Annotated in this window: 27 protein-coding genes and 1 pseudogene; 10 read left to right on the top strand and 18 right to left on the bottom strand. The window is 59.2% G+C overall.

Going from position 1 to position 24,245, the window contains the following annotated elements; translation table 11 throughout:
- Positions 1–50: 50 nt before the first annotated feature.
- The 5 genes from ACX80D_RS14095 to ACX80D_RS14115 are packed head-to-tail and all read right to left on the bottom strand — an operon-like array spanning position 51 to position 2,728.
- A complete protein-coding gene (locus ACX80D_RS14095) occupies positions 51–620 on the bottom strand; it encodes a carboxylesterase family protein (protein WP_459323503.1) in 570 nt (189 codons plus the stop codon).
- Positions 621–663: 43 nt separating this feature from the next.
- The gene (locus tag ACX80D_RS14100; protein ID WP_459323504.1) at positions 664–1,854 is read right to left on the bottom strand and encodes a replication-associated recombination protein A; all 1,191 of its coding nucleotides are present in this window, start codon (positions 1,852–1,854) and stop codon (positions 664–666) included.
- Between the two features lie 3 nt (positions 1,855–1,857).
- Positions 1,858–1,986, bottom strand: coding sequence for a hypothetical protein (locus ACX80D_RS14105; protein WP_459323505.1), 129 nt, complete (start codon positions 1,984–1,986; stop codon positions 1,858–1,860).
- The gene (locus ACX80D_RS14110) at positions 1,983–2,342 is read right to left on the bottom strand and encodes an MmcQ/YjbR family DNA-binding protein (protein WP_459323506.1); all 360 of its coding nucleotides are present in this window, start codon (positions 2,340–2,342) and stop codon (positions 1,983–1,985) included. Before ACX80D_RS14110 ends, ACX80D_RS14105 begins: the two co-directional genes overlap by 4 nt.
- Entirely contained in the window at positions 2,339–2,728 is a 390-nt protein-coding gene (locus ACX80D_RS14115) for an MmcQ/YjbR family DNA-binding protein (protein WP_459323507.1), read from the bottom strand. The genes ACX80D_RS14110 and ACX80D_RS14115 overlap by 4 nt, the downstream gene beginning before the upstream one ends.
- 77 nt (positions 2,729–2,805) lie before the next feature.
- On the opposite strand from ACX80D_RS14115, the gene ACX80D_RS14120 reads away from it, so the two are divergent.
- Both ACX80D_RS14120 and ACX80D_RS14125 read left to right on the top strand, forming a co-directional pair.
- Positions 2,806–3,399 carry a TetR/AcrR family transcriptional regulator gene (locus ACX80D_RS14120; protein WP_459323508.1) on the top strand — a complete coding sequence of 198 codons (594 nt, stop codon included), beginning with the start codon at positions 2,806–2,808 and terminating at the stop codon, positions 3,397–3,399.
- Positions 3,392–3,706: an alcohol dehydrogenase catalytic domain-containing protein gene (locus ACX80D_RS14125; protein WP_459323509.1), complete on the top strand. Its 315-nt coding sequence runs from the start codon at positions 3,392–3,394 to the stop codon at positions 3,704–3,706. Before ACX80D_RS14120 ends, ACX80D_RS14125 begins: the two co-directional genes overlap by 8 nt.
- Before the next feature lie 854 nt (positions 3,707–4,560).
- Here the strand turns inward: ACX80D_RS14125 and ACX80D_RS14130 are convergent.
- The 4 genes and pseudogenes from ACX80D_RS14130 to ACX80D_RS14145 all read right to left on the bottom strand — a co-directional run bounded on the left by ACX80D_RS14130 (position 4,561) and on the right by ACX80D_RS14145 (position 8,177).
- On the bottom strand, positions 4,561–5,640 hold the full coding sequence (locus ACX80D_RS14130; protein WP_459323510.1) for an NADH:flavin oxidoreductase: 1,080 nt from the start codon (positions 5,638–5,640) through the stop codon (positions 4,561–4,563).
- Between the two features lie 220 nt (positions 5,641–5,860).
- A complete protein-coding gene (locus tag ACX80D_RS14135; RefSeq protein ID WP_459323511.1) occupies positions 5,861–6,064 on the bottom strand; it encodes a hypothetical protein in 204 nt (67 codons plus the stop codon).
- 471 nt (positions 6,065–6,535) lie between these two features.
- Complete coding sequence (locus ACX80D_RS14140; RefSeq protein WP_459323512.1) at positions 6,536–6,931, bottom strand: hypothetical protein; 396 nt, start codon at positions 6,929–6,931, stop codon at positions 6,536–6,538.
- Between the two features lie 199 nt (positions 6,932–7,130).
- Positions 7,131–8,177: pseudogene (locus tag ACX80D_RS14145) on the bottom strand (NAD(P)-dependent alcohol dehydrogenase).
- A 166-nt stretch (positions 8,178–8,343) separates the two neighbouring features.
- Here ACX80D_RS14145 and ACX80D_RS14150 point away from each other — a divergent pair.
- Positions 8,344–9,315, top strand: a complete 972-nt coding sequence (locus tag ACX80D_RS14150) for an acyl-CoA thioesterase (protein ID WP_459323513.1) — start codon at positions 8,344–8,346, stop codon at positions 9,313–9,315.
- Positions 9,316–9,430: 115 nt separating this feature from the next.
- On the opposite strand, the gene ACX80D_RS14155 is transcribed toward ACX80D_RS14150, so the two are convergent.
- The 3 genes from ACX80D_RS14155 to ACX80D_RS14165 form a co-directional block, all read right to left on the bottom strand.
- Positions 9,431–10,465, bottom strand: a complete 1,035-nt coding sequence (locus ACX80D_RS14155; RefSeq protein WP_459323514.1) for an LLM class flavin-dependent oxidoreductase — start codon at positions 10,463–10,465, stop codon at positions 9,431–9,433.
- The gene (locus tag ACX80D_RS14160) at positions 10,462–11,112 is read right to left on the bottom strand and encodes an alpha/beta hydrolase (protein WP_459323515.1); all 651 of its coding nucleotides are present in this window, start codon (positions 11,110–11,112) and stop codon (positions 10,462–10,464) included. Before ACX80D_RS14160 ends, ACX80D_RS14155 begins: the two co-directional genes overlap by 4 nt.
- A gap of 363 nt (positions 11,113–11,475) precedes the next feature.
- Positions 11,476–11,607, bottom strand: coding sequence for a hypothetical protein (locus ACX80D_RS14165; RefSeq protein ID WP_459323516.1), 132 nt, complete (start codon positions 11,605–11,607; stop codon positions 11,476–11,478).
- A 706-nt stretch (positions 11,608–12,313) separates the two neighbouring features.
- Here ACX80D_RS14165 and ACX80D_RS14170 point away from each other — a divergent pair.
- The 3 genes from ACX80D_RS14170 (at position 12,314) to ACX80D_RS14180 (ending at position 14,082) form a co-directional block, all read left to right on the top strand.
- Positions 12,314–13,276 carry a hypothetical protein gene (locus ACX80D_RS14170; protein WP_459323517.1) on the top strand — a complete coding sequence of 321 codons (963 nt, stop codon included), beginning with the start codon at positions 12,314–12,316 and terminating at the stop codon, positions 13,274–13,276.
- Positions 13,277–13,344: 68 nt separating this feature from the next.
- Positions 13,345–13,776, top strand: a complete 432-nt coding sequence (locus tag ACX80D_RS14175) for a hypothetical protein (protein WP_459323518.1) — start codon at positions 13,345–13,347, stop codon at positions 13,774–13,776.
- A gap of 18 nt (positions 13,777–13,794) precedes the next feature.
- On the top strand, positions 13,795–14,082 hold the full coding sequence (locus ACX80D_RS14180; RefSeq protein ID WP_459323519.1) for a transcriptional regulator: 288 nt from the start codon (positions 13,795–13,797) through the stop codon (positions 14,080–14,082).
- On the opposite strand, the gene ACX80D_RS14185 is transcribed toward ACX80D_RS14180, so the two are convergent.
- The 3 genes from ACX80D_RS14185 to ACX80D_RS14195 form a co-directional block, all read right to left on the bottom strand.
- Positions 14,060–14,377: a hypothetical protein gene (locus tag ACX80D_RS14185; RefSeq protein ID WP_459323520.1), complete on the bottom strand. Its 318-nt coding sequence runs from the start codon at positions 14,375–14,377 to the stop codon at positions 14,060–14,062. The genes ACX80D_RS14180 and ACX80D_RS14185 overlap by 23 nt on opposite strands.
- Positions 14,378–14,396: 19 nt before the next feature.
- The gene (locus ACX80D_RS14190) at positions 14,397–14,858 is read right to left on the bottom strand and encodes a DUF3817 domain-containing protein (RefSeq protein WP_459323521.1); all 462 of its coding nucleotides are present in this window, start codon (positions 14,856–14,858) and stop codon (positions 14,397–14,399) included.
- Between the two features lie 82 nt (positions 14,859–14,940).
- Positions 14,941–15,852, bottom strand: a complete 912-nt coding sequence (locus ACX80D_RS14195; RefSeq protein ID WP_459323522.1) for an oxygenase MpaB family protein — start codon at positions 15,850–15,852, stop codon at positions 14,941–14,943.
- Between the two features lie 141 nt (positions 15,853–15,993).
- On the opposite strand from ACX80D_RS14195, the gene ACX80D_RS14200 reads away from it, so the two are divergent.
- A complete protein-coding gene (locus tag ACX80D_RS14200) occupies positions 15,994–16,458 on the top strand; it encodes an SRPBCC family protein (protein ID WP_459323523.1) in 465 nt (154 codons plus the stop codon).
- A gap of 58 nt (positions 16,459–16,516) precedes the next feature.
- Here ACX80D_RS14200 and ACX80D_RS14205 read toward each other — a convergent pair whose 3' ends face one another.
- The gene (locus ACX80D_RS14205) at positions 16,517–17,017 is read right to left on the bottom strand and encodes a universal stress protein (RefSeq protein ID WP_459323524.1); all 501 of its coding nucleotides are present in this window, start codon (positions 17,015–17,017) and stop codon (positions 16,517–16,519) included.
- 455 nt (positions 17,018–17,472) lie between these two features.
- Positions 17,473–18,519 (bottom strand): Gfo/Idh/MocA family protein, encoded by a 1,047-nt coding sequence (locus ACX80D_RS14210; RefSeq protein ID WP_459323525.1) that lies wholly within the window; start codon positions 18,517–18,519, stop codon positions 17,473–17,475.
- A gap of 327 nt (positions 18,520–18,846) precedes the next feature.
- Here ACX80D_RS14210 and ACX80D_RS14215 point away from each other — a divergent pair, with 327 nt between their 5' ends.
- A complete protein-coding gene (locus tag ACX80D_RS14215; RefSeq protein ID WP_459323526.1) occupies positions 18,847–19,557 on the top strand; it encodes a DNA alkylation repair protein in 711 nt (236 codons plus the stop codon).
- Positions 19,558–19,594: 37 nt separating this feature from the next.
- Here the strand turns inward: ACX80D_RS14215 and mptB are convergent, their stop codons facing one another.
- The gene (mptB, locus tag ACX80D_RS14220; protein ID WP_459323527.1) at positions 19,595–21,226 is read right to left on the bottom strand and encodes a polyprenol phosphomannose-dependent alpha 1,6 mannosyltransferase MptB; all 1,632 of its coding nucleotides are present in this window, start codon (positions 21,224–21,226) and stop codon (positions 19,595–19,597) included.
- A gap of 258 nt (positions 21,227–21,484) precedes the next feature.
- Here mptB and ACX80D_RS14225 point away from each other — a divergent pair, with 258 nt between their 5' ends.
- Entirely contained in the window at positions 21,485–22,951 is a 1,467-nt protein-coding gene (locus ACX80D_RS14225; RefSeq protein ID WP_459323528.1) for a glycosyltransferase 87 family protein, read from the top strand.
- Between the two features lie 76 nt (positions 22,952–23,027).
- Positions 23,028–24,242 carry a hypothetical protein gene (locus ACX80D_RS14230; protein ID WP_459323550.1) on the top strand — a complete coding sequence of 405 codons (1,215 nt, stop codon included), beginning with the start codon at positions 23,028–23,030 and terminating at the stop codon, positions 24,240–24,242.
- Positions 24,243–24,245 lie beyond the last annotated feature (3 nt).

Raw genomic sequence — 24,245 nt, forward strand, 5'->3', positions numbered from 1 at the left:
CTAACTCTATTTTATCGTATCTTGGGCGAAATTAACAGCCCTTCAGCCACTCAAAACCCCTGAAAATCAACGAACTTCAATGCCTGTCCCCGACCATGACCGGAGTCCTGGTGACCGGTGACTGTGACATTGTTCGGATCTCCGCCGAACCGGGCGATGTTCTGCCTCACCCACTTCAGCGCTGTGATGATGTCCTGCAGGCCGAGGTTCGTCGCCTCCGCGAGTGCCCCACCGTAGTGCGAGAGGGACAGCCACCCAAATGGGCCGAGCCGGTAATTCAGGGACACCCCGATGACCCGCCCGGTCGCGGCGAGGCCTGACGCGTTTGAGGTGGTCTGCGTGTTCGCACCGAGCACCCAGCCGCCGCCGAATATATAGACAACTACTGGCAACGGCTCGTCTCCGGCGTTTTGGGGTGCCCAGACGTTGAGGTTTAGGCAGTCCTCTCTAATCCCGTTGTCAGCTTCCAACCACGTGGTATCACCGGCTTGGAAAGGTGCGGGCCCCATCTCGTTGTACTGCAGTCCCGGGTTGAAGGGCACGAGGATGGGGCTGCGGAAGCGTTCGGCGGTGGCGTAGGGAATGCCGAGCCAGGAACGGACGGAGTGCGGTTCGGACATGGTGTGAGCCTTTCGAGGTGTGGTCCGTTGTGTTCAAGGGCGGTCATTTATCTTTTGGCTGTGTCGCTGCGGAATCGCTTTGCTCGCTGCGCAATTGTGCCCAGTGCCGGAGTCGCTCGGTGATGGCTCGTTCGTAGCCGCCGCTGGTGGGTTCGTAGAACTTTTCTCTGGGCATGTTCTCGGGGAAATAGTTGGCGCCGGAGAACCCGGTATCAGTGTCGGGGTCGTATTGGTATCCGTCGCCGTAGCCGAGGTCCTTCATGAGTCGGGTCGGGGCGTTGAGGATGTGGGCGGGGGGCATGAGCGAGCCGGTGCGTTTCGCCGCAGCATTCGCCTTGTTGAACCCGCGGTACACGCCGATCGATTTCGGTGCGGTCGCCAGGTAAATGACCGCTTGGGCGATGGCGAGTTCGCCCTCTGGTGAGCCCAGGCGTTCGTAGACGTCCCAGGCTGCGAGTGCCTGCTGGAGGGCGCCTGGGTCGGCCATACCAATGTCTTCGGTGGCGAAGCGGGTAATGCGGCGGGCGATGAAGAGGGGGTCTTCGCCGCCGTCGAGCATCCGTGCCAACCAATACAGAGCTGCATCCGGGTCAGAGCCGCGCATGGACTTGTGGAGAGCGGAGATGAGGTTGTAGTGGCCTTCTTGGGCCTTGTCGTAGAGCGGCGCCCGTTTCTGAACGGCGGCGGCAAGAGCGCCCGGGTCTACGGGAGCGGGCAGTGCCTGAACCTGCTCAATCATGTTCAGCAGGTACCGGCCGTCCCCGTCGGCCATCGCTATCAGTGCCTGCCGGGCTTCATTAGTCAGTGGCAGCGGACCCCCGATCAGTGCTTCGGCGCGGGTGATGAGAGCGCTGAGCGCTGAATCACCGAGGCGCTTCAGGACGAAGACCTGGCTGCGAGACAGGAGCGCGCCATTGAGTTCAAAGCTGGGGTTCTCTGTGGTTGCGCCGACAAGGATGATGGTGCCGTCTTCGACATAGGGCAGGAAGGAGTCCTGCTGGGCCCGGTTGAAGCGGTGGATCTCGTCGACGAAAAGCAGCGTTCCCTGCCCGATCTCGCGCCGACTCGCAGCAGCGCTGAACACCTTGCGGAGGTCAGCGACGCCGGAGAAAGTGGCCGAGAGCGGCTCGAAGGCGAGGTCGGTTCGTTGGGCGAGGAGCCTGGCGATGGTTGTCTTTCCGCAACCCGGCGGTCCCCATAACACCATCGATACCAGCCGCTGGGAGTCAACCATTCGTCAAATGGGTGCCTCCTTGGCGAGGAGGTGGTCTTGGCCGAGGACCTCCTGCAGGGTGCGTGGACGGAGCCGGTCAGCCAGCGGCCGCGAGGTGTCATCGACGTCGAACAGGGACGGTGTCTCACTCATGGCTGCTGCTTAGGGTGCGAATTGTTGGCGAGGTCGTAGGAATCATGGACCAAGTCAGAGATCAGTTGCTTCGTGATCCCGGTGCCGGGTCCGATGGAAATCCAGTGTTGCTTGTTCAGGTAGCGTCCGATCGTGATCGTGCCGAAGTCGCGGCGGAGCGCATCCCCCCTGTGCGGGTCTGCTTTCAGTGTGATGATAGCCAGCTCCGGATCATCCTCGGTGACGATGAGGAAGACCTTGCCGTTCACCTTCCACACTCCCAGTTGCGCCGTAAACGGGTATCCGTGAGTGACATCCTCCAGCGACGCCGCAATGTCTCTGGCGTGCTTCTGCAACTGCTCGCTCGAGAGGGTCACTGGCCCCTCCGATCGCCGAAGAGTTCGGGATCAACGGGCCGTGTCGCGCGAGGAAGCTTCTCGACGACGAGGAGGTAGGACTCGGTGACGAGGTCATCGACGAGAACCATTTCCAGGTCTCCACCTGGATTCAAGGTGATCCAGTGTTTCTTGTTCATGTGATAGCCCGGAGTGATGTCATCATGTTGCTCCTGAAGGGCCATTCCGTCCTCTGGATCGGTCTTCAGAATCACGATCGGCTCACCGGTGACATCAGTCATCAGCATAAAGACCTTGCCACGGACCTTGAAGACATCCCAGTCGGGTCCGAATGGGTACTCCAGACTCGCACCGGGAAGCTCCTCAACTCGTGCCCTTGCGCGCTGCTGTAGTTCCTCACCGATCACGAGACCCCCTTCATCTTGGACTAGACTGAAATATAATATGTACCAGTGTACGCACTCTGATTGACAATGGGGAAAAATTGCGCCGAGGGAAACCGAATGACCCGGGAAGAAGGTCACGCATTCTGCAAGCGACTCTTGAGGTGATCAGGGCCGAGGGGGTGTACGCTGCGTCGTATCGTCGCATCGCTTCCCATGCCGGAGTCCCATTGGGGTCGATGACTTACTATTTCCCCAGCCTCGAGGGCCTGATCGTGAGCGCCATCGACTCGACCCGAGGTGAACTTGAACCCCGCTATGCGGCACCTTTACGTGAAGCTCGAACCATCGCCGACGTCGTCGATGTACTCGTTGACGCCACGATCGGTGCGACGAGCCCGAGCCTTGTCGACATTCGGCTCTACGAGGAAATACGACACTTCGGGGCCCGTAACCAAAAGGTCGAAGATGTCCTGCGACTCGTCGAGGCGGAATCACTCGCGATGCTCCACAGAGTGCTCCCAGATGGAACGGCTCTTGCCGTCAATGCCCTCTTATGGGGCTGGTGGAGTCACCGCGTGATCCACCCAGACAGCACCCTCGATGAAAATACGGTACGCCGGGCCTACGAAGCCCTCCTCGGGCTACCGTCTGGGGATCACCCATTCCCCATGAAGGAGCAGGATCATGCCTGACACGATGCGTGTTATTCGCCTCACCGGAGCCGTCGATACCGAGGGGCTCATCGTCAGCGACGTGCTGATCCCCGAGGTGAGACCCGGGTGGGTCCGTATCAAGGTGAGGGCGTTCGGGGTCAACGAATCGGAAGCCACCAGCTTGGCTGGTGAGTCCGACGTCGGCCTCTCCTTCCCCCGGAGCCTCGGCATCGAAGCGGTCGGTGTAATCGACGTCGTCGGCGACAATGTTGACCTCGACGGTGGGCCTGACAGCGATCGCCGTGGCCCACAACATCGGAGCGACGCTCATCGCTACCACCCGTAACCCGGCCCGCTTCGAGTGACTGAAAGAGGCCGGCGCCGATCATGCCGCGCTCGACGATGTCGCCCTCACGGACAAAATAGACGAGCTTGCTCCGGAAGGCCTCGACGCCGTGCTGGAGCTGGTCAACGCCCCACCACTGAGGAAAATGCTTCGCCACGTTCGAACTGGCGGTACCGCCTGCTTCACCGGCTCCGTCGCGGGCGAATGGACCATTGCGGATTTCTCCCCATTCAGCATTCCAAACGGCACCCGGCTCACAAGCTACAGCGGAACTGCCGCGAACCTAGCGGAAGCCCAACGCGCGCTTGCTTCTGACCGTCAGCCAGGGAAGCACGTCGTTGTCCTCGCCTCTTCCTGAGCCAGTCCCGGTTGCAAGTTTCCAACTCCAGGCGCCCTATGGATCGATAGGGATCCTCGTGCCACGGGAGGAATAACTTCTCAGGGGTTTTCGAGGATCAGGGTGAATGGCTGCCCGTGCCTACGGAGCGGTTTCAAATCTGGCGGTGACGGCGCCCAGGTTAACGATGCCTGATTCTTGGATCTCAAGCGAGCTCTCGCACGAGGCGGCGAACAGGGTGCCGTGATGTGGTGGCCCGTTGCAGATTATTCCCACTTCATAATTGAGGTTGGAGGCGATGAAGTCTGCAAGTTACCGAGGAATGGGGTCCGAAGAGGTCCTCAAGTTCAGCGTCTGGAAGCTCTTGATCGCACTGCCGGGCGAACCGCTAGAGAGTGCCACCCTGCATGGCCCTACTCAGTTTCAAGCACGGTCCCCACCGTTGCTTGGAAGGACGGTCGCGCAATCACTACCTATACGAGGCCACTGCTTCACAGAGGGACGCAGTCGCCAACTGTCAGCCTTCCACTAGATGAGGCCAGTTGCTCGCGAAGTAGCTCACGAACGGTTCCCCTAGCTTCTGTGCACGGAGATGTTCCCGCGTCACAGGGAATGATGGGCCGCGATAGTCGGGCTCGGCTATTGCCCGACGAGCGAAGGCATGGTCTGCGATAGCAGCCTTGCCAATGTAGGCAAGGTCAACTCCTTGATCGAGTACCCGCTGAACTGCGGCGGAGTCTGACATGTGCCCAGCTACACCAAGCGCCGTACCGTGGCGTGGTAAGTCCAGGAAGTGCTCAAGGAGGGTCCGGCCGCCGTCGGGCGCGTTGGCAGGAAGCTTCTCAACGTCCCATAAGGATAGGTCAAGGACATCGATGTTGCCGCTGGCGAAAAGCTCACGGACAAGCTCAACAGTGTCTGCCAAGACCACTCCGTAACGTTCCGCAGAGAGCCGGAGCCCCACATGAAAGTTCGGTCCGGTACGTTCCCGGATCGCCCGCACCACCTCTTTCACAAAACGGCTTCGGCCAGCGGGGTCACTGCCGTACCCATCCTGCCGAAGGTTGTTCGAAGCGTCCAGGAACTGGCCAACCAAGTAGCCATGACCGCCGTGTACCTCGATGCCGTCAATTCCGGCCTTCTCAGCCCGGGCCGCGGCCGCGACGAAATCCTCGACGGCCAGATGCACCTCTTCTGTGGTCATGGCCCTAACCCCCGTCTGCGCATCGTCCCACGGACCCACGACATCTAGGCCCGTCAGTGACTTCTCTGCACGAACTCCACCGTGATGGAGTTGCACCGAGGGCCGTGCACCAGCAGCGGAGACTGCGGCGGCAAGACGCTCCAAACCAGGTAGATGATCATCGGACGAGATACCCAACTGGCCAGGCCACACTTGCCCTGCCGGGTTCACATAAGCGGCCGCGGTCTGCAAGAGTCCAAAACCGCCTTCAGCCCGGGCGAGAAGCCAGGTGAGCTCATCGTCGGACAGGGTGCCGTCGGGATTGCTCTGCTGATTCGTCAAGGGCGCAAGGACCAGACGATTGGGCAATGGGCGCCCATGTCGCAGAACGAGCGGGTCTGAAAGATTAGTCATGCGGCTCCCCTAAGGTAAGGATTTATTTAGTTAGTTGGAACTGTACCCAGCCTCGGGAGCGATCGGCGCGTCATTGGAGGCCGTTTGACGCTGTCCCGCTAAGCGAGAAATGAAAGTCAGGGGATCTATGTGGTCGAAACAAGCTCACACACGGCTGATTCCACAGTCAAAAATACCGCCCCAACATAGCGTTGGAGCGGTATTTGTGTGGATCAAGGGCCTAGCTGAGGTTCGCCACTGAGTCACCGGGAGTTCCGCCGGTCACGTTGACGGTGAATAGGTTAGGACCACTTCGAGTGACCTGAATTCGGTCTCTCGGTGCGTTGGCCTTGGTGGAAACGTGTGTAATCGCCGCTTCCAAAGTGTGATCGATAGTTGATGGGTCCCAAATTTTCAGGGTCAGGGTGTTCAATTCAAAGTTCATGCGCCATTGCTTTCTTTGACTTTTCCGGCCACCTCGTCATTGAGATAGCTCTTTGAGGCTATGCGACTAATGCTCCCAAAGGCACTCACTGTGACGGAGCACTCAAATTCCATCGACCCAATGCGTAACATAGCCGCACCTGTAGCTTCCATCGATGACGCTCTCCACCGACCGGAGTTAGCGCCGGCGGCGTGGCAGACGTCTCTGCAGGTCCACCATCCCCACGACACTGTGCCGCACGGGAGAGAAGGTTCGGGGCGAATTTGACCCATTCAACAGATTTCAAAAGTACGCAAGTAATTTGTTCAAGTAGCTGGCGCGGTTACTTCATGACCGACCCACTCATGCCCTTGGCGATCGGCGCAACCCACTGCCTCGCTGTATTCGCCGCCCTCTTGGTCCGCATCTGAATAGCACGCTCCCGGCATCTCGCCGGCATGTCGCAAGCTAAAAACCGGCTGGGAACCGGAGTTAGGTTTCGGAGTAGCCAAACACGCGCCTCATACCGCCTCGGGCAAGCATGAGCACAACGATCAGAGCCGTCACTTGGAAGAAGCCACCGAGTTGAACTGCATCGCCAAACGTCAGCGCAACTAATTCCAGAACCAAGAGCTTACTCCCCGGCAGCACCAACAGCAGAGCCGCAACATTGGCGACCCGCACCACCACGCGTTCAGTGGTCTTGATCCTGCCAACAATGCTTTTCTTAACCCATAACACGATGTCAAGGACAGCCTTGAGCAGGATTGCTGTCAGCAGCGCCAGCAGAAATGATTCGGAAATGACCTGAGGAAACAGCTGGGTGAAAACGCCGAGCACCACTAGGTACACGAAGATATCCACGAGATCGAGCGGCCGGATATGCACTAGTCAAGCCTAGCAACCTAGCAGCCCCGAAGTAATGGAAGTAACGGAAGTAACGGAAGTACTGGGTGGAAGGGCCACAGCTTTGCCGGGTTGTGACGCGTTCGTCAGGGTCCATAGAACCAAGCCCTAACAGAGGTGGCCGCCGCCCATTGCGCAAATAATGGGGCGGCGGCTCACCGGTAGGACGACTCAGGGATATTTACGATGCGTGCGGAACCACTACGGCGCGTCCGGAGAGCTCGCCAGCCTGCAGTTTGCGGTAAGCCTCCAGTGCCTCTTCCATTTCGAAGCGCTCCACATCTGGCGTGATCTGGCCTGCACGGTACATCGCTACCACCTCATGGAGTTCCTCAATGGTGCCCCAGTAGGTGTTGGTGATGGTGGATTCGTAAGGCGTGCCGAAGAACGACCATTCATAGCTGCCGTTGGCAATCCCCACCACGGTGAGCCGAGAACCAATTGCCATCGACGCGGCAGCGGTCTTAATAGTGGGCGACACACCAACAAAGTCGAACGCGGCATCCACGCCACGGCCGCCTGTGATCTCGCGGATACGCTCCACTTGGCCTTCACCACCGGGGACCACAATGGCGCCGGCCGCTTCAGCCCTGTCCATTGCATCCTGCTTCATGTCAGTGGCAATCACGGTGGCACCAGTGAGTGCCTTCAGGATCTGCACGGCAATCTGGCCCAGCCCTCCCAGACCCACCACCAACGCGTACCGTCCACCACCGGCAAGATTGGGAAGTGAGTTCTTAATGGCGTGATACGGGGTCAGCCCAGCGTCCGATAAGGGAGCAGCGGCAATCGGATCCGCGTCACCCAAGGGCACCAGATTCCGTGCCGGGACGGTGACGTATTCGGCCATGCCGCCGTCGCGCCCCAACCCCACAGCCAGGTAAGGGTTCGTCGCGGCGTTTTCACAGTACGTGTCCTGGCCGCGCGAGCACGCCATGCATCGGCCACAGCCAATGGGACCGTACACCAGGTAGGCATCACCAACTTTAAAGCCCTCGACGCCGGCGCCAACTTCTTCGATCCAACCGGAAATTTCATGCCCCAAAATGAATCCGGGCTTGATGGCCCCCCGGGGTGTCATGATCGAAATCGTGGTAAATGCCGACGTCTGAATGACAGGCTCCGGCGCCAGCCACTTTCAATAAGACCTCGCCTGGTTTCGTAACAGGTTTTTCCCATCCCGGAGGGCTGGAAATGTCTTGAACTCTTCGAAAACTACAGCACGCATGACGCCTCTTTCTCGTAAAAGCAACGGTCAGATCAGCGTAGTCCAAGGGCTCAGCTTTATCGAGAGAACCCAAACAGCCCACGATTATGACGAGTGCAGGGGGCAATGAGACAGCCCATCTCGAGACCGCTTGGCCGGTTCAAGGCTGGTTCAATAGAGTCTCACTATGACCGAGTCCCCCGCGAATTCCGTAACCCTTCGTTTCCTTGCTGCCCCTACCGACGTCGGTCACAGCGGATCCGTCGACGCCGGCACCGTTCTGGAGTGGGTGGATAAGGCCGCCTATGCCACCGCAGTGGGCTGGGCCAAGTCCTATTGCGTGACAGCTTATGTGGGTAACATTCACTTCGCGGACCCCGTCAACAGCGGGGACATGGTGGAAGTGGAAGCCACGGTGGTCTATACCGGGAGGTCCTCAATGCACATTAGGACTGTGGTTTCTTCGGGTGATCCTCGTGGCGGGAGCCCGACCATGCGCAGTCAGTGCATGGTCATCTTCGTGGCCGTGGGCAAAGACGGCAAGCCCATCCCCGTGACGCCATTTGAGCCTGTCACAGCCCAGCAGATCCATCACCGCGATGACGCCTTGGACCGGATTGGCGTCCGCGAAGAGATTGTGGAAGCCATGAAAGTCCAAGAATACACCGACGCGGGGACGGCCGAACGCGTGGTCCTGCGTTTTCTGGCTGCCCCCACGGATGTGAACTGGGGCGGCAAGGTTCACGGTGGGATCGTCATGAAGTGGATTGACGAGGCCGCCTACCTGTGCGCCACCCGTTTTTGCGGCGCTGACACCGTGGCCGTCTTTTCCGGCGGCATCCGCTTCTACCGGCCACTGCTGATCGGCCACGTGGTTGAGGTCGAGGCCAGGCTGATTTACACCGGAAGCAAGGGCATGCACATCGCCATCCACGTCCGATCCGGAGATCCCAAGGCTCGTGAGATGAACTTGACCACGTACTGCCTCAGCGTGATGGTCACCCGTGATCACGCCGGAAATTCGGTTCCGGTGCCCCCGTGGATTCCCGTGTCCGAGGAGGACAAGCGCCTGCACGCCCATGCCAAGGATCTCCTTGAAATCCGTGGCCGGGCACCCGGAAACCGGCTCCCAAACCACCTTTTGTCAGCTGGGTCCTAGCAGCGAGATTCCTCCCTCGCCGTGACGTCTCACCCTACTAACCACAGCAATGCTCGACGGCGTTCGGCCCACCTCAGGTGAGAGGAACGCCGTCGAACTTCACATAGTCAGAGCCCTAGTGTTTCAGCGCGGCGCGCACGGCGGGAAGTACCTCGGTGGCCAGAAGTTCAATGGAGCGCAGGGTGGCAGCTTGTGGCAAACCACCCAAGCCCACCTGAGCGAGGAATCGGGAATGGCCCAAAACCTCGTGCTCCCACAGGATCTTGTCCACAATTTCGGCGGGGCTGCCTGCGAACAGCGCCCCACGAGGCCCAGCCCATGCGTCAAAACTGGGCCGATCCAGCCTGCCAGCACGCGGCATATTCTGCTCTATATAAGAGGAGTAGTGCGGGAAGAACGTGTCTTTGGCACCTTGGGAGGTTTCCTCCACGTAGAAGTGGGAGGTGACACCGATCTGCCCCGGCTCCCGGCCAGCGTCTTGCGCAGCGCGCCGGTACAACTGCGCCAAGGCACCAAAACGTTCAGGGGCACCCAAGATCGCCAAGTACAGAGGCATCCCCAGCCGACCGGCCCGCTCAACGGAAGACGGCGTGCCGCCCACGGCAGCCCAGATGGGCAAGTGGGTCTGGACAGGCCTGGGCCAGACGCCAGCGTCCGTCAACGGGGCGCGCGTGGTGCCATTCCAGGTGATAGGGTTTTCATCGCGAATGCGCAGCAGCAGATCGAGCCGGTCCTCAAAGTACTCGTCATAACGCTCCAGCTTCTGACCAAACAGTGGAAACGATTCCACATAGGCGCCCCGGCCTGCGGTGATCTCGGCACGTCCACCACTAATCAGATCCAGCGTTGCAAAGTCTTCAAAAACACGAACGGGGTCAGCGCTGGAGAGTACCGTGACGGTACTGGTGAGCCGGATGTCCTTGGTTTGTGCTGCGGCAGCCGCCAACACCACGGCCGGTGAAGACACCGCAAAATCCTCTCGGTGATGTTCGCCCACTCCGAACACATCCAGCCCAGCTTCATCGGCAACGCGAGCCCACTGAAGAATGTCACGCGTTCGCGTCATGGCGTCAATGGGCTGGCCGTGGGCATCGCGCGTCAGCTCACCAAAAGTGAAAATGCCAATCTCAAATTCTTTGGCGGAGCTCATGCCGAAGCCACCACGTGGGCACCAACTTCACGCACCAGAAAGTCACGGACATCACTGAGTTCCGCTGCATTGATCCCATGAGCCAACCCTGGATAAACATGCTCTACCAGTGAGGTGTGCTGCGGCAAAAACTCGCTACTGCGCGTGATGGCGATCGGGGCAATAACCCGATCCTGCGCTCCGCGTCCCCAGAACAGAGCCGGGCGCTGTTCAAGCAGTTGAGTATCCCCCGGTTGCCGGGCACCCACAACAAATCCACCCAACACCACTGGCGCAACCACGCGCTCTGGCCGGGTGCGCAAAAGTTGACTTGCCATGAGCCCGCCCTGCGAGAACCCGATGGGAACGATGCGGGTTCCCGGATTCACGTTTTCATCAATCCACGCCCAAATCGCCTCAGTGGCGTCTTCAACCGGGGCGGCGTCGGGATTTCCGGGCGTGGTAATGGAGAACCATGCCGCTCCCCCATTGCCCACTTCCAGCGGCGCCCGTAAGGAAGCCCACGGCAGCGCCAGCTCTAAGGCAGGTGCCAACTGCGTGAGATCGTGCTCGTTGGACCCGAAGCCATGCAGGAAAAGGGCCATCGCCTCAGGAGCATCAGCTGCGTTCCAGTCGGGTGATCGCACATCGCGCAGGGTGGTGAACATTGGAACTCCTTGGGTAGTGGCCAGCTACGGCACTGGGTCTATGTTCTAAAGATACACCCTTTACTTGTAGCTTCAACTATTAGGGCGAGAAGTTGTGAGAACTACGACGGCGGGAACCTCACCTTAGTTCCCACATCCGCGGACGCACCTTGCAGGAAACACCCTTAAACGAAACAGCCCGTGCTTGTCAGCACGGGCTGTTCACGGTGGCTACCAGAGACATCATGCTCTGTGTCCAGGCAGTGATTGCCAAGACGGAGGATGAGGTGGTCGAAATGCGTAATGGTCATTTCGTCGCCTCCTTTCAGTGAGGTGCCGTGCGAGTGAGGTGCCGTGGCTGGCACCGCTTCAGGGCAGCGGAGACTACCGGATATTGAAGAGGTCAACTCGAACGATCTCGCGATACTGACGTTCGCGAAGCTCGTTGAACTTTTGCTGATCCACGGGCGTGAAGAAGATCCTTTTGATGGATGACTTCGTGGGCTTGGGGTTCATTTTTGGCACCTCCTTTCGGGATTGATCATGAATAGGCGGACATATTGGGGCGCGGCAAATAAAGCCCTATTCCATTTATCGAATAAATGAAAATTGGCAGTATGAGAGTACAAAATTGCGCGATTTGTTTTGTACGGATTGATTGGACCAGGACATTATGGAACACCGTAATAGCAGCATTTTCAGCCCGGCAACGCATGCATTGATCAGCACGTTACTAGCTATGAATACGGTGAATGACCAGAATCATCGGTCCGGAGTTGGCTACCCGAAAGCAGCACTGGCCGAACACCTTGCGGCGACGGCCCTACGCTGTATCTGTGTTAGATATTCCAGCGATTAGCGGGCGTGCCGGTAAAGGTATGATGTGATCCGTCAATTCCGGACTTGGTATTTGTAAACATCATGACCTCCCTTCAGTTGCACGCGTACATCCCGGACAACTCGTCGGGGACTAGTAAATAAACTACAGCAGAATCTCAACATAAATCCAGTCTGCAGTGTAATAATTTCAATTATTTCTTATATTTTTTCGCAGTCAGGAAAACGACCCTTCAGGTCAGTGCTTCCAGCAACACCTACGGCACCATGAAATCCTCCCTCTCCGGCCTGGCCTCATGCTTGGTCTCATGAAGCCCCGGCGGATATGAACCCAGCAGTTGTCATTGCGGCTGGCGGGCACGCTTTCGCCGGTAGGCTTTCTGGCATGGAAGACTCCCGTGCACTCAAACTTCACCTTGAACTCGACATCGAAATTACTGATCCCACAGCGGTGCAACACCATGCACGCTCGTGGGCAAGGGAACAAGCCGGTGACGACCAGCAAGCACTTGCCCTCATGCTCGATCAGGCCGCCGAAGGCACCGAGTCCGCGTTGATAATGATGATGGATCCTGAGGACCTGCTGGGCGAGATCCCCGGCACAGAGATTCTAGGCGCAGCCATGTGGGCTGGTGAATCCGATGATGCACCGGATAACTGGCCCGAAGAGGCGGCGTCGGCAGGCGACGGCGTTATCACCGAGGATGAAATAGAGAGTGAAGAAGAGTGGGTGAACAAGATCCTCTCCGACGCCGCAAGGCTGCCGGGGCTGGATCTGCAAACATTGGGATACAACCCCGACGAGCGTGATCCCGATGCTCGAGCCCGTTCCCTGCAGAATGCAACGGTGCTTCGAGGATCCATTCATTGGGCCTATGAGTCATTCATCGATGAACTTTTTGACGATATTTCAATACTCCGACAAAACCCCAACACCGTCGACGAGACCTTGCAAATATGCAACCTTCCACCCCTTTACCGAGCCCACTACGGACCACTGTTCGCACAGCGATTCCTAGCGGTGGCCCTGGACCTTGGACCGGCGTTGGCATCCTCATTTCAGACTCCAACTTGTGTGGCCCAGGAGCTAGCCCTTCGCCTAGTCATTGATAGAATCAAGATCCTGCCGGATGCCCTCCCATCTCTAGAGCTACCCGAAGGCTGGCAAGAGCTCCTACTGGATTCGCTCTTCGAGGATCTGGATCATGAGCTGCTCTACGACCCGGAATTGGACGGCATCAGCCATGACCCGGCTTTAGCATCCCTGGGAATGGCTGACCTCGACGTGTCCGCCTGGTTCATCCCCTTTGGGGACAGCCCGGTAAATCCTTACGCAGCCAACGAATAACTTCGTTGGAGAGGGCTCAGAAAAAATTACTACTTGCAAATTTAGTAACTAGTTGCAAAACTATAGCGATGGATGATCAGAACTCCGGAAACGGCCAGATTACGCCCCAGCTCGCACGGGAGCTTCTCGCCTCACTGCCGAACCGACCTAAGCGTAGACTCGGAGTGCGGGATCATCTATGTGCCCTCAGCACCATCATTTTGTCTCTACTCTCGGGCGTCATTGCCCTCGCCGGGGCACCCTGGTGGGCTATTCTCCCCGCATTGGGAGCGCTGAGCATCTCGGTCTTTTGGTTGACGGGCCGGCGGGCACAAGCCAATGAACCTCGGTTCACAGCGATGATGGTTCCAACCACCGTGTTTAACACCTTGCTGATTTTGCCGATCTGGCGAGGCATCACTCGCGGCGACATGGCACCGTTCCCGGAGTCGCTGATTCTGGCCGGACTCGCACCGGCTGTTTGGTTGATCTTCTACTTGATCCTGCTGATCCGACGCTGAGTACCTCTAAGGCCCATCATGAGCTATCAAGAACTTGACCCCCATTTGCTGGCGCCCAAACGCTTTGTCACGCTCGCGCACCTGAATCAGGTGGAGCAGGCCGATTACCCTGCCCTCCAAGAATCAACAGGTCTCACCACCATTGACCTGTCCAAGATCATCCGGGATCTTGAAGAGCGGGGGCTGGTTGCGGTCACTAAAGAACGCAAGAACCGCTACGGTCATACGCTCGTCCGGCTAACCCCGGAAGGCGTGAAAAAATTCAAGCACCTGCTGCAGACGCTCAACCGCACCGCGGGTCAGTGACCATTTCGGCAAACATTCGCACTTCGATATCAGTTGCAGGGGAATCCTCGGGATCCATCCCCAACAACCAAGTCAAACCCTTTAGCCCCCGGGCGTCCCGACCCACAAGGGCGATAGCCACGAGAGTGTCATCGCCAGCATTTTCGCGCGCCCACGCGCGGACTTCGCTGAAGGTGGCCTCGGAAACGTCAACCGTGGTGACCAAACGATCAGCACCCTTGGCGAAGTAGACCCGAAAGATGGAATCGTGCTGCTCCCAGGTGATGTCTAGCCCATCGACTTCAGCAATTTTCATAGCCCCACCATAGATCAAGCTACGCGCGGCCGCCGGGCGGGCCAACGAACATCATGGTGGCCATAACCCCGCCAACAAATACAACGAACACCACGCTCAATAGCACCGGCCGGTTGAGCATCCAGCGCAGCACCACGTTGACCCAATGATTGTCGCGCGGGTGGTCGGTGACCGAGGTGCGCCATCCGCCGTCGAGCTTGTTGTTCTTCTCCAACCACTTATCGAAGGGGATGGTCAGGTACGGCACAAAGGCAGTGGCGGCCGCTCCCACGATCAGCCGCTTGGGCCAGCGCTGGTTCAGGCCAACCAGAACAGCGGTGGTCACGTAGGCGATGAATACCAATCCGTGCGCAAAACCGCCCACAGTAACAGGCCAGTCCCCCACCTTCAGCGCATACTTCATAATCATTCCGGCAATCAACAGTGTCCAGGTAACTGCTTCAGCGATGGCAATGGTGCGGTAAAAAGTGCGGGGCGTCATGGGCTGAATTCAGTCCTTGGTTCGTTGGAAAAGTCCGGCAAATGTGCCATCGCTAGTTTAGCGGGGCTTTCTGGGAGTCTGCTCACAGGCCCAAGCGTTTCCGGCGAGCACGTGCAGCCGCTTCACTGGGCCCGGTATCGCCCAAACTCCAATGCACGACGGCGAGCACGGCTTTAGTGGGCGCCGTCACCGGCAGCGGCAGTGGACCCAGAGTAGGATTTTTCAAGTGCAATAGTTCCCTGTAGCCGTGCGGCAATGATGCCACGGCCGCCGCAAATAGGACCTTGTATCCCGCCTGCTGTGAGCGCGGCAGCGGCGGATCTTTGATGAAAGCTACCGTTTCGGCGACGCGTTCGTCGTAACGCAGTTCTGGGGTGAAGGCGGCCAACTGCGTTGCCAACTCTGCCGCGGTGGTGGGCGGGTTCTCCACTCGCATCAGCGCCCCGGCTACGGCCCAGTCGGCAACGTAGGCGTCGGCGCCACCGGGGATGGTGGTGCCATAGGCCTGATGTGTGCCCAGAAATGCTTGGGTGAAGACGAGATGGACCCAGCGGAGAAGATCGGGATCGTTGGCTGTGTAGGGCCGCTCTTCCCCGGAGTTTGCGGTGTAAATGCCGCGTATATATTCGTGAATGTGCAGCACCTTATTGGATGCGGTCCGGGCCGCCACTGTGTCGCCATAGCTGACGGTAAAAATCCACTGGATGGTGCCGGCAAGCCGTCCGAGGGGGTCGCTGCGGTAGCTGGAATGGTCATGAACTCCTGCGAGCGCACCCGGGTGAAGCGCTTGGATCAACAATGACTGGATCCCGGCCACGAGCGTCGTCATAGAGCCGTGCACCGCCCAAATGGCCGTTTCGGGGCCAAAGTAGCCGCCGTCGTCGCCCTTTTCTAAGTCAAGTTCCCACTGCGGGACGGTGGGTGAATTGTTGCTGAAGGTCCCACGCAACTCCTTGCGCCAACGGCCCACCGTGCTGTTGAAGATGTTGTCCATGTTCCCAGTCTGTCCCTTTCATCACGGGAGAGCCACACGCGGTGGCCGTTGACTGCTGACAGCTCGCTCGCCATGCCATGCCATGCCATGCCATGCCTGAGAATACCGACACCGAGGTAGCCGAGGGCATAAGCTGTCCCCATGTCCACTTTTAGCGTCTCCCGCAGCGCCTTCATCCCCGCCCCGGCGCATGAAATCTTCCCCTATGTCATCAACTTCAGGGAGTGGCTGCACTGGTCGCCATGGGAGGGAATCGACCCGTCCATGCAACGCAGTTTTTCCGGCCCGCTGGAGGGTGTGGGAGCCAAGTACGCATGGAAAGGCAACGGTAAGGCTGGAGCCGGGACCATGGAAATACTCGAAGCGGTGGAATACTCACGCATCCATCTCCGCCTTGAATTTACCAAACCCATGAAGGCGCTGAACCCCACCACCTTTGATTTTGTCTCTGAAGGCCATGGGACCACGGTTACCTGGACCATGACAGGGGAAAGCAAAGGCGTGGGGAGAGTGTTCGCGCTGTTCATGAACATGGACAAGATGGTGGGCGGCGATTTCGAAAAGGGGCTGGCTCAACTAGCTGCCGTCGTGGCCCGCGGGCGCTAACCCGGCTGCAGCGTGATCTCTGATGTGGCTTACATGCTGTGTTCAGCCGTGCAGCGGTTCAGCCGTGCAGCGGCGAGCGTGCATCAACACGCGGAATGGCCAGCACCGGGGTGGACTGAGTGGCCAACAACTTGCGGACTACGGACCCGGTAAGGACCTCATTGACGCCAGCCAGTAGCCCCGGACGGCGGGCCCCGACAACAATAGCGGCAGCCTCGGAAGCCGCCGCCAGACGTCCTAGTGCCATCCCGGGTTCTCCGCCTAGGACACGAAAGCTGTGCTTCAGTCCATAGAGTGACGCCGCTTGCTCTAGGAGAGGTCCCAGCTCCCTCACTGCACTGGCGGCTTCGTCGTCCGGATCCAGAGCCCGCTCCAGAGACTGGCCCCTCACATTTCCGCTGGGATCCCATTCAATTAGGTAGCTGCCGGGGTCAACGTAGGCGCCAATCAATTCAGCACCCAGAGCAGCTGCCAAGGCGGCGGCTTGATTCAGCACGGCGGGATCCTGCTCCGGCAGTAGTCCTACAATTACGGCTCCTTGGCTAAATCGAGGTTTCATGGCGGTACCGTTCAGTCCGGGCCCACCACGGTATGCGGGCTCTCCCTCAAGTTTCCCGCATCAGCGCCAGCTATGAAAGAGCGAGTTTCCTTCCGACCCGTGTTCGCTGTCGACTGCAGCCCTTTGCTATTGGCAAAACTGGTTGGGAATCCATGCAATCTACGGACGCGCTCAGATGCATGTGTCTCGTCGCAAGGCAGTGAGCGCACCTAAATAGTGCTCTCGGCTAAAATTCATTACAGGGGAATGGCCCTCGCGGCGTCTTGGTCTCATAGACACCTATCAATGCCGCGAACACCACCATCTATTGGAAACTAGCTCTGTGCCGTCCACTCTGTGAACTCAGCACCCAACAACCTCTACTGGCGCTTCGAGAGCACCGGTAATCGACGGAAGTGGCCGGCATTGCCGTTAGGTAAACCCGTGACGACAATCTGGGCTAAGGGCGTTCAGTTCTATGACAGCTCATCTTTGAAGCGCGCCCCTACCTGTCGGCGCAGCTCATCCAGCAGGGTCATCACCGCCACGCTGTCCGCCAGAGAATGCACAGGTGACTCGACCCGTCCCTCGTTGATGTACCGGGCCATCGCGGCGGCTTGAAAGCAGAGGCCTTGTCGGCCCGGTATCCGCTGATCATCGAAGGCGAGCCGGCGGCCATCTGCGGAAATCAGGGCGAGCGGAGCTGCATTGTGGAACGGTTCACCCACCTCGATCCTGGCTAGGCTGCCGTTAATTTCCGCCCGCACAGGAGCATTGCCCCGCCAGCTGGTGTTGAGAAGCGCCCTTCCACCGGAACCCGTCGTCAACACTGCGGACACCGAGTCGTCCACTCCCGATTCCGCCAGCGTCCCAGCGGCCTGAACAGTAGCGAACGGTCCCAGCACGGCATAGGCAAAGGAAAGTGGGTATACGCCGATGTCCAGCAAAACCCCGCCGCCAAGTGCCGGATCAAAGAGTCGGTTGTCCGCCTGGTACGGCACGAAGGAACTGAATCCGGCGCACACGCTGTCCAGGTTCCCGAGCACGCCATCGGCAAGCAATGTATCAATGATTTGCATCTGCGGGACGTACCGGGTTTTCATCGCCTCCATCACAAAGACCCCGGAACCGGCCGCCCGCTCCCGCACAGCGACGGCCTCCGCCGCGGTGCGCATGAAGGATTTCTCTACCAGCACATGCTTGCCGGCCTCGATACATAGCAGCGTCTGTGCAAAATGTTCGCTCATCGGGGTCGCGATATAGACCGCGTCAACCTCCGGGTCCGCTAGCAACTGCTCGTAGCTTCCGTACGCCCGCGCCGTCCCGAAGCGTTGAGCAAACGTTTGGGCCCGCTCCTCGCTGCGGGACGCCACTGCAACCACCCGCTGCTGAGTGTGTTCCAGCAGGGCCGCAGTGAAATCCGCGGCGATGGCCCCCGGTCCCAAGATTCCCCATCGCAGCGGTGGGGCACTGGCCGGATCCGGCTCGGCGGGCACGGGCAGGGTGGCGGGAAAAAGAGTCATAGCTAGATCCTAGCTTCACGTGATAATGGCCCGTTTTATATCTCGTTTTTAGACGAAGCCATGTTGTGCGTACAGTCTTACCCGCACCCCGGCAAAGCCACTGGGGGTGCTTCTGCAGAAATTCTACTGTGGACGCCAAGCGCGCAGACCATAAAATCAGCCAAGCCCACAATCCGCCGGCGGGTGGGCTTCAGGTTGGTGGCCCACCAATGCGATTGGTCCCTCATGAATACATGCTCGCGCGATGAGAAGGACCACGTCTTCGCGCAATCCGAGATGGCAGCGAGGACGCTCACAGCTAAGTCCCGTCAGAGCTACGCTGGGGAGATGATATCCGCGCCTGACTCCCCCGAGCAGCTGAGTTTCAACGCAGCATTCTTGCAGGCATTGGGTCCTGCCCTAGACGCAGGCAGTGTCCCCGAAAAGGCTCTCGGCATGGCCAGCTATATGAAATCGACCATGCCCTTCAAGGGCGTCCCCTCCCCCGCGGTCCGCAGGACTGTGCGTGCGTTGGCCAAAGAGCACCCCTTCACCAGCGCGCAGGAACTTCATGCCACCGTGACCCATCTTTGGACTGCGGCAGCATATCGCGAAGAACGCTACGCCGCGATCATGCTCACCGATTCCACACTAGGGCGTGGTGAACCCGCGCTCCTGCCGTTTTACGCCGTCGTTATTGGGACTGGCCAATGGTGGGATTATGTGGATTCCATTGCTCCTCGCCTGTGCGAACTTCTGCAACAGCACAGGGCAGTCATGGAACCGGTGCTTAGGGAGTGGAGCATTCACCCCAATTTCTGGTTTCGCAGGGCCGCCATCATTTCCCAGCTGGCGGGAAAATCAGCCACGGATACGCAATTGCTGAGCGAGGTGATCGCCCCAAATCTGGCAGACCGCGAATTCTTCATCCGCAAGGCCATAGGTTGGGCACTGCGTCAGCATGCACGGACCGATCCCGGCTGGGTGAGTCAGTACGTTGCCGTCCATGAGGAGCAACTCAGCCCGTTGTCCCGGCGCGAGGCACTCAAACACCTCTGAACCGCGAGCCCAAGCCAGCCAGCGAGCGCAAACACACCTAGGACGCCAGAGGCGCAGCCCCCTGGGTATCTGGATGCTCGCGCTGGCGAACAAATAGCACCCGCGTCCTCTTATCTCCATACATGACGTGCAGCACCGCTGCGAAGCCCACCACGATGGCCACAGCCCTTACCATGACCACCGGAATCCAGGGAAAAACGCTCAGCTGGTCGGTCAGGGCGATCACTGTGAAGAACGCCGTCAAGTACAGCACTGTGCGTGTCTGCCAGCCTTCGTCAATTCCGGTCACCGCAAAGAACGCCAATAGCCAGAGCATGTACCAAGGCTGGATCATCGACGCCATGAGGACCACGGCAGCAAAAGCCCACGCCATGCGTCGCATGACGGCCAGGCTGTAAAGCTGCGTTTCGTCCAGAACAGGAGTGCCGGCTTCGTACTTTTTGGAGAGGGGAACTCCAGACATGGGAAGTCTGCGCGCCTTGACAGGGAGGAATGCGAGGGCCATGACGATCAAAATTGAGGCCACCTGCCCCATGTTCTGAATGACGTCGGTGACAACTGCGCCGGCTCCGCCCAGGAGCATGACTACAAAACCCACCGTGTTGGAGAAGAGCCCCACCGGCGCGTACCAAATCCACACGGTTCCGGGCGTTTGAAGGGCCGCCAACCAGCCAAAACCCAATCCGTTGATGGCTCCCATGATCGCCATGACGGAGGTTGAAATGCCCAACGTGGCCGCCCAGAGGCCAAATTTTCGCACCCAGCCAGCCTGCGAACCGGCCCAGAGCAGACCAACAAACGGCAGCGCAATCAAGGTGATCGGCTTGATGGCGATGGAGGCAGTGACCAGCAAGATGCCCAACACTGGACGCTTCACGGAGGCGTAGTAGAGGCCAGCCACCACCAGACCGAGCATGAGCGAATCGTTGTGGACGCTGGCAATAAAGTTGATCAGTAGCACTGGGTTCAGGACCACCAACCACAGCGAACGGTGCGGGTTGAAGCCGTGGCGGGCGGCCAGTTTTGGCACGTAGAAGGCCAACAAAATTACGCCCGCCAGGCAGGCGATTCTAAATGGGATCAACGCAATTTCGGGGGTGCTGGATGGCAGCGTGACCGCGAAGTGCTCCAGCCACAGCCATAAAGGCCCGTAGGGAGTGGGCGCCTCGGTCCAGAGCGTGTCCGGGCCTAGCAAAAAGTAGTTGTTGAGGGCTGAGATGCCGTCCGTGTACGGATTCAGCCCTTCTTGCATGAGCCGGCCCTGGCCAATATACGCGTACGAATCTCGGCTAAAGAGAGGCAGCGTCAGCATCATCGGCGTCACCCACAGAATCAGTGCCTTCTTCAGGACAGGTGCGCTGGTTTCATCCCATCCGGATAGGTGCTGGCGCAGCCGCAACCAGGCTCGCAGCATCAGCGCCGCGCCCAAGCACAACAGCACAGTAGCGGTGACAACGGCCACAGGTGTGGTTCGGGCCAGAATGAACAACGGGTTCCGGATCAGCACCGAACTGCCAGCCAACCAGCCCACTCCGAGTGAGCCCACCAGCAGCATCAGAGAACCTGCGAAACCCTGCCACACGGCCGAATTAGCTGTTCCGGCGCGGAACAGCAGCTTTTTTGACACCTTGGCGTTCACCTCCGACTGGACACTGCGCGTGCTTGTCAACAACAATCTCCTGAACTTGTTCCGCCGATCGTGACGGCAATGGCTAGCCTGTGGCGAGACGGACCGGCCCGGGCAACACCCGAGCGACTCCCGAGCTACACAGGGCCGCTGCGCTAATATATAAGCAGCCGCGGACACCGTTCTTGGCATTCTACCCACTCCAGCAGGACGGACCGCTGGAAAGACGCCACGCAACACGGTGCATCTTGACCGCCCCGGGCCCGGCCCAGGCGCCCCACACTTGAGAAGGACCGGACCATGTCTACGGACAAATTCTTTGCCACCCTCACCCGATCCCGGGACGCAGTACTGCCCCCAGGGGCCCAGTCTTGGCTCAAGACCCCCCGTGGTATGTGGATTTTCTTTGCTGCCATCCACCTCATCTTCCTCACTTTGGCGGGCCTTTTGTCCCTCCACGGCGAAGCGTTTAGCGACACCAGCTTCTACCGGCTCTGGGCTTACGTGGACTTTGACGGCTCCCGTGTGGATGGCCCCAGCCCGTGGGTCTACCCCATTCTGGCTTTGGTTCCCATGGCCGTGGCCTACATCTTCGGCCTCGGCCCGTTCTTGTTCATTTGGGTCCTGATGATCGCCGCACTGAACGCCTTGGCCGTGGGCAAGCTCACCAGTTGGGGCCGCAACCGCAAGGCCATTCCGGCAGCCCTGTGGTGGATCTCCTTCACCACCTTGATGGCTTGGCTTGGCTTTGCCCGTGTGGACGGGCTCACGGCCCCTGTGGTGCTGATCGCGTTGTGCTTCGGCGTCGCGAGCCCGTTCCTGACTTCCTTCATTCTCAGTGTGGCCACCTGGACCAAGGTGTGGCCGGCCGCCATCATCTTGGCCCTTTTCACCGTCGTGAAGCAACGCGTGCAGGTGGTGCTGGCAGGCATGTTGGTCACCGCATTTGCGGTAGCTCTGGCCATGGCCATGAACGCCCTGCCGTTACTGTTCAACTTCCTCCTCGAACAGGGCGACCGCGGCATGCAACTCGAAGCCGCCTTCACCACGCCTTGGCTATGGATGAGCGTGCTCGGCATTGGCGGTGCCCGCATGTACATGAACCAGGACATCAACTCCATGCAAGTGGATGGTCCCGGCTCCGACGTCATGAGCTTCCTCATGCAGCCGCTTTTGATTGCCGCAGCGCTACTGGTCGCGGGCCTGATCTTCTGGGCACTGCACACCGGAAAACGTAATGGTGGCGCCGACCGCACCGCCCTGCTTCTGTTCGGTTCCCTCGCCCTGGTCACCGCTTTCATTGTGTTCAACAAGGTGGGCTCACCCCAGTTCATGGTGTGGCTGGCCCCCGCGGTCGCCGTCGGCCTGACCCACCAGTGGAAGGCTTGGCGCATTCCGGCGACCTTGCTCATTGCCATAGCGATGCTGACGTTTGTGGTCTATCCGCTGTTCTACGACGCTCTTGCGCACAACAACGCCATCATGGCCGGCGTGCTGACCATGCGGAATCTGCTGCTGATTGTCCTCTTTGTTTGGAGCGTACGTCAGCTCTTGATCATGGGCCGCAATCCCCTGGCTATTCCCAGGCACGACGCCGGATCCTCCCCCGCAGTTCCCGAAGCTGCCGCTCTGGCCAGCTCAGCGAACGCCACCACCGGTGACACGCTCACCAGCGAAACTCCCGTCGGCGATTCTCCCGCCAGCGATTCTCCTGTGGAGAATTCCGTGAACAATCCTTCGAGCAATCCACTAAACAAGGACCACTAAGATTTCTGCCCCGTTGTTTGATCGCGTCCTTGAACGGGCGGTTGCCGTGCGTCGCCGCTTCCTGCCACCTTCGGTAATTGCCTGGTTCCGCACTCCAGCCAGCGTCTGGTGGGGATTTGCTGCCGTGCACGCCTTTTTCTTGGCCTGGATGTTCAGCTTCTTTGTCCACGGGGACACGTTCAGTGACACCGAGCAGTACCGGCAATGGGCATTGCTGGGTTACAACCCCTCCTCGTTGGGCGATGCCATCAGCCCCTGGGTTTATCCGTTGCTGGCGCAAATACCTATTTTTGCTGCCAACATTTTCGGCCCCTCGCTCTATCTGCTGGGCTGGACGCTGATCATCACCGCCCTCAATGCTCTGGGACTCGCATTCTTGACCCGAGGAAAACGCTCGGTAAGTGGCATTGCCCCGGCATGGTTTTGGCTCTTCTTCACCATGTTCATGGGCTTTCTCAGCTTTGCCCGGGTAGAGGGCATCACCACCTCCTTGGTGTTGATTGCACTGCTTTACGCGGTGGAGCGGCCTGTGGTGGCTGCTCTGCTTCTCTCGGTGGCTACCTGGATCAAGGTCTGGCCAGCAGCAGTTATTGCACCCTTGCTGATTGCCAGCGCCAAGCGCGTCCAGATTTTCCTCACCGGAATGGCTGTGAGCGTAGCTGTTGCCGCCTTTGCAGTGCTGACCGGCGCGGGCTCGCACCTGTTGGACTTTGCCATCAACCAAGGCGATCGCGGCATGCAGCTTGAAGCTACCTTCTCCACCCCCTGGGTCTGGCTCAGCGTGTTCAACGTTGGAGGTTCCAAGATCGCCGACAACGTCGCCATCAACTCCACCGAAGTGTACGGTCCGGGTGCCGAGGTGGCCGCGTTCTTGATGCAGCCACTGCTAATTGTGGCCGCCGTGGCCGGAGCGGTGCTGATGATCTGGGCTTTGCGCCGCGGAGCCGAACGCCAAGAGCTACTCCTTGAAGGTTCACTGCTGATGGTCACGGCCTTCATCGTCTTCAACAAAGTCGGCTCTCCGCAGTTCATCATCTGGCTGTTGCCGGTGGTAGTTGCGGGCCTGGTGCACCACTGGGAACGGTGGAAAATTCCGGCCACGCTGCTGATGGGGATCGCTTTCACGACCTTCATCATTTACCCGTTGTTCTACACCCCCCTGATCCATGCGAACCCGATCATGGCGGCCGTACTCACCAGCCGCAACGTGCTCCTGGTGACACTACTGATCTGGGCTGTGCGCCGCACCGTGGAACTGGGCCGCAGCGCTACGCGGCCCGCCGCCAACTAGCCA

This window comes from Arthrobacter sp. Sr24 (genome assembly GCF_054511175.1).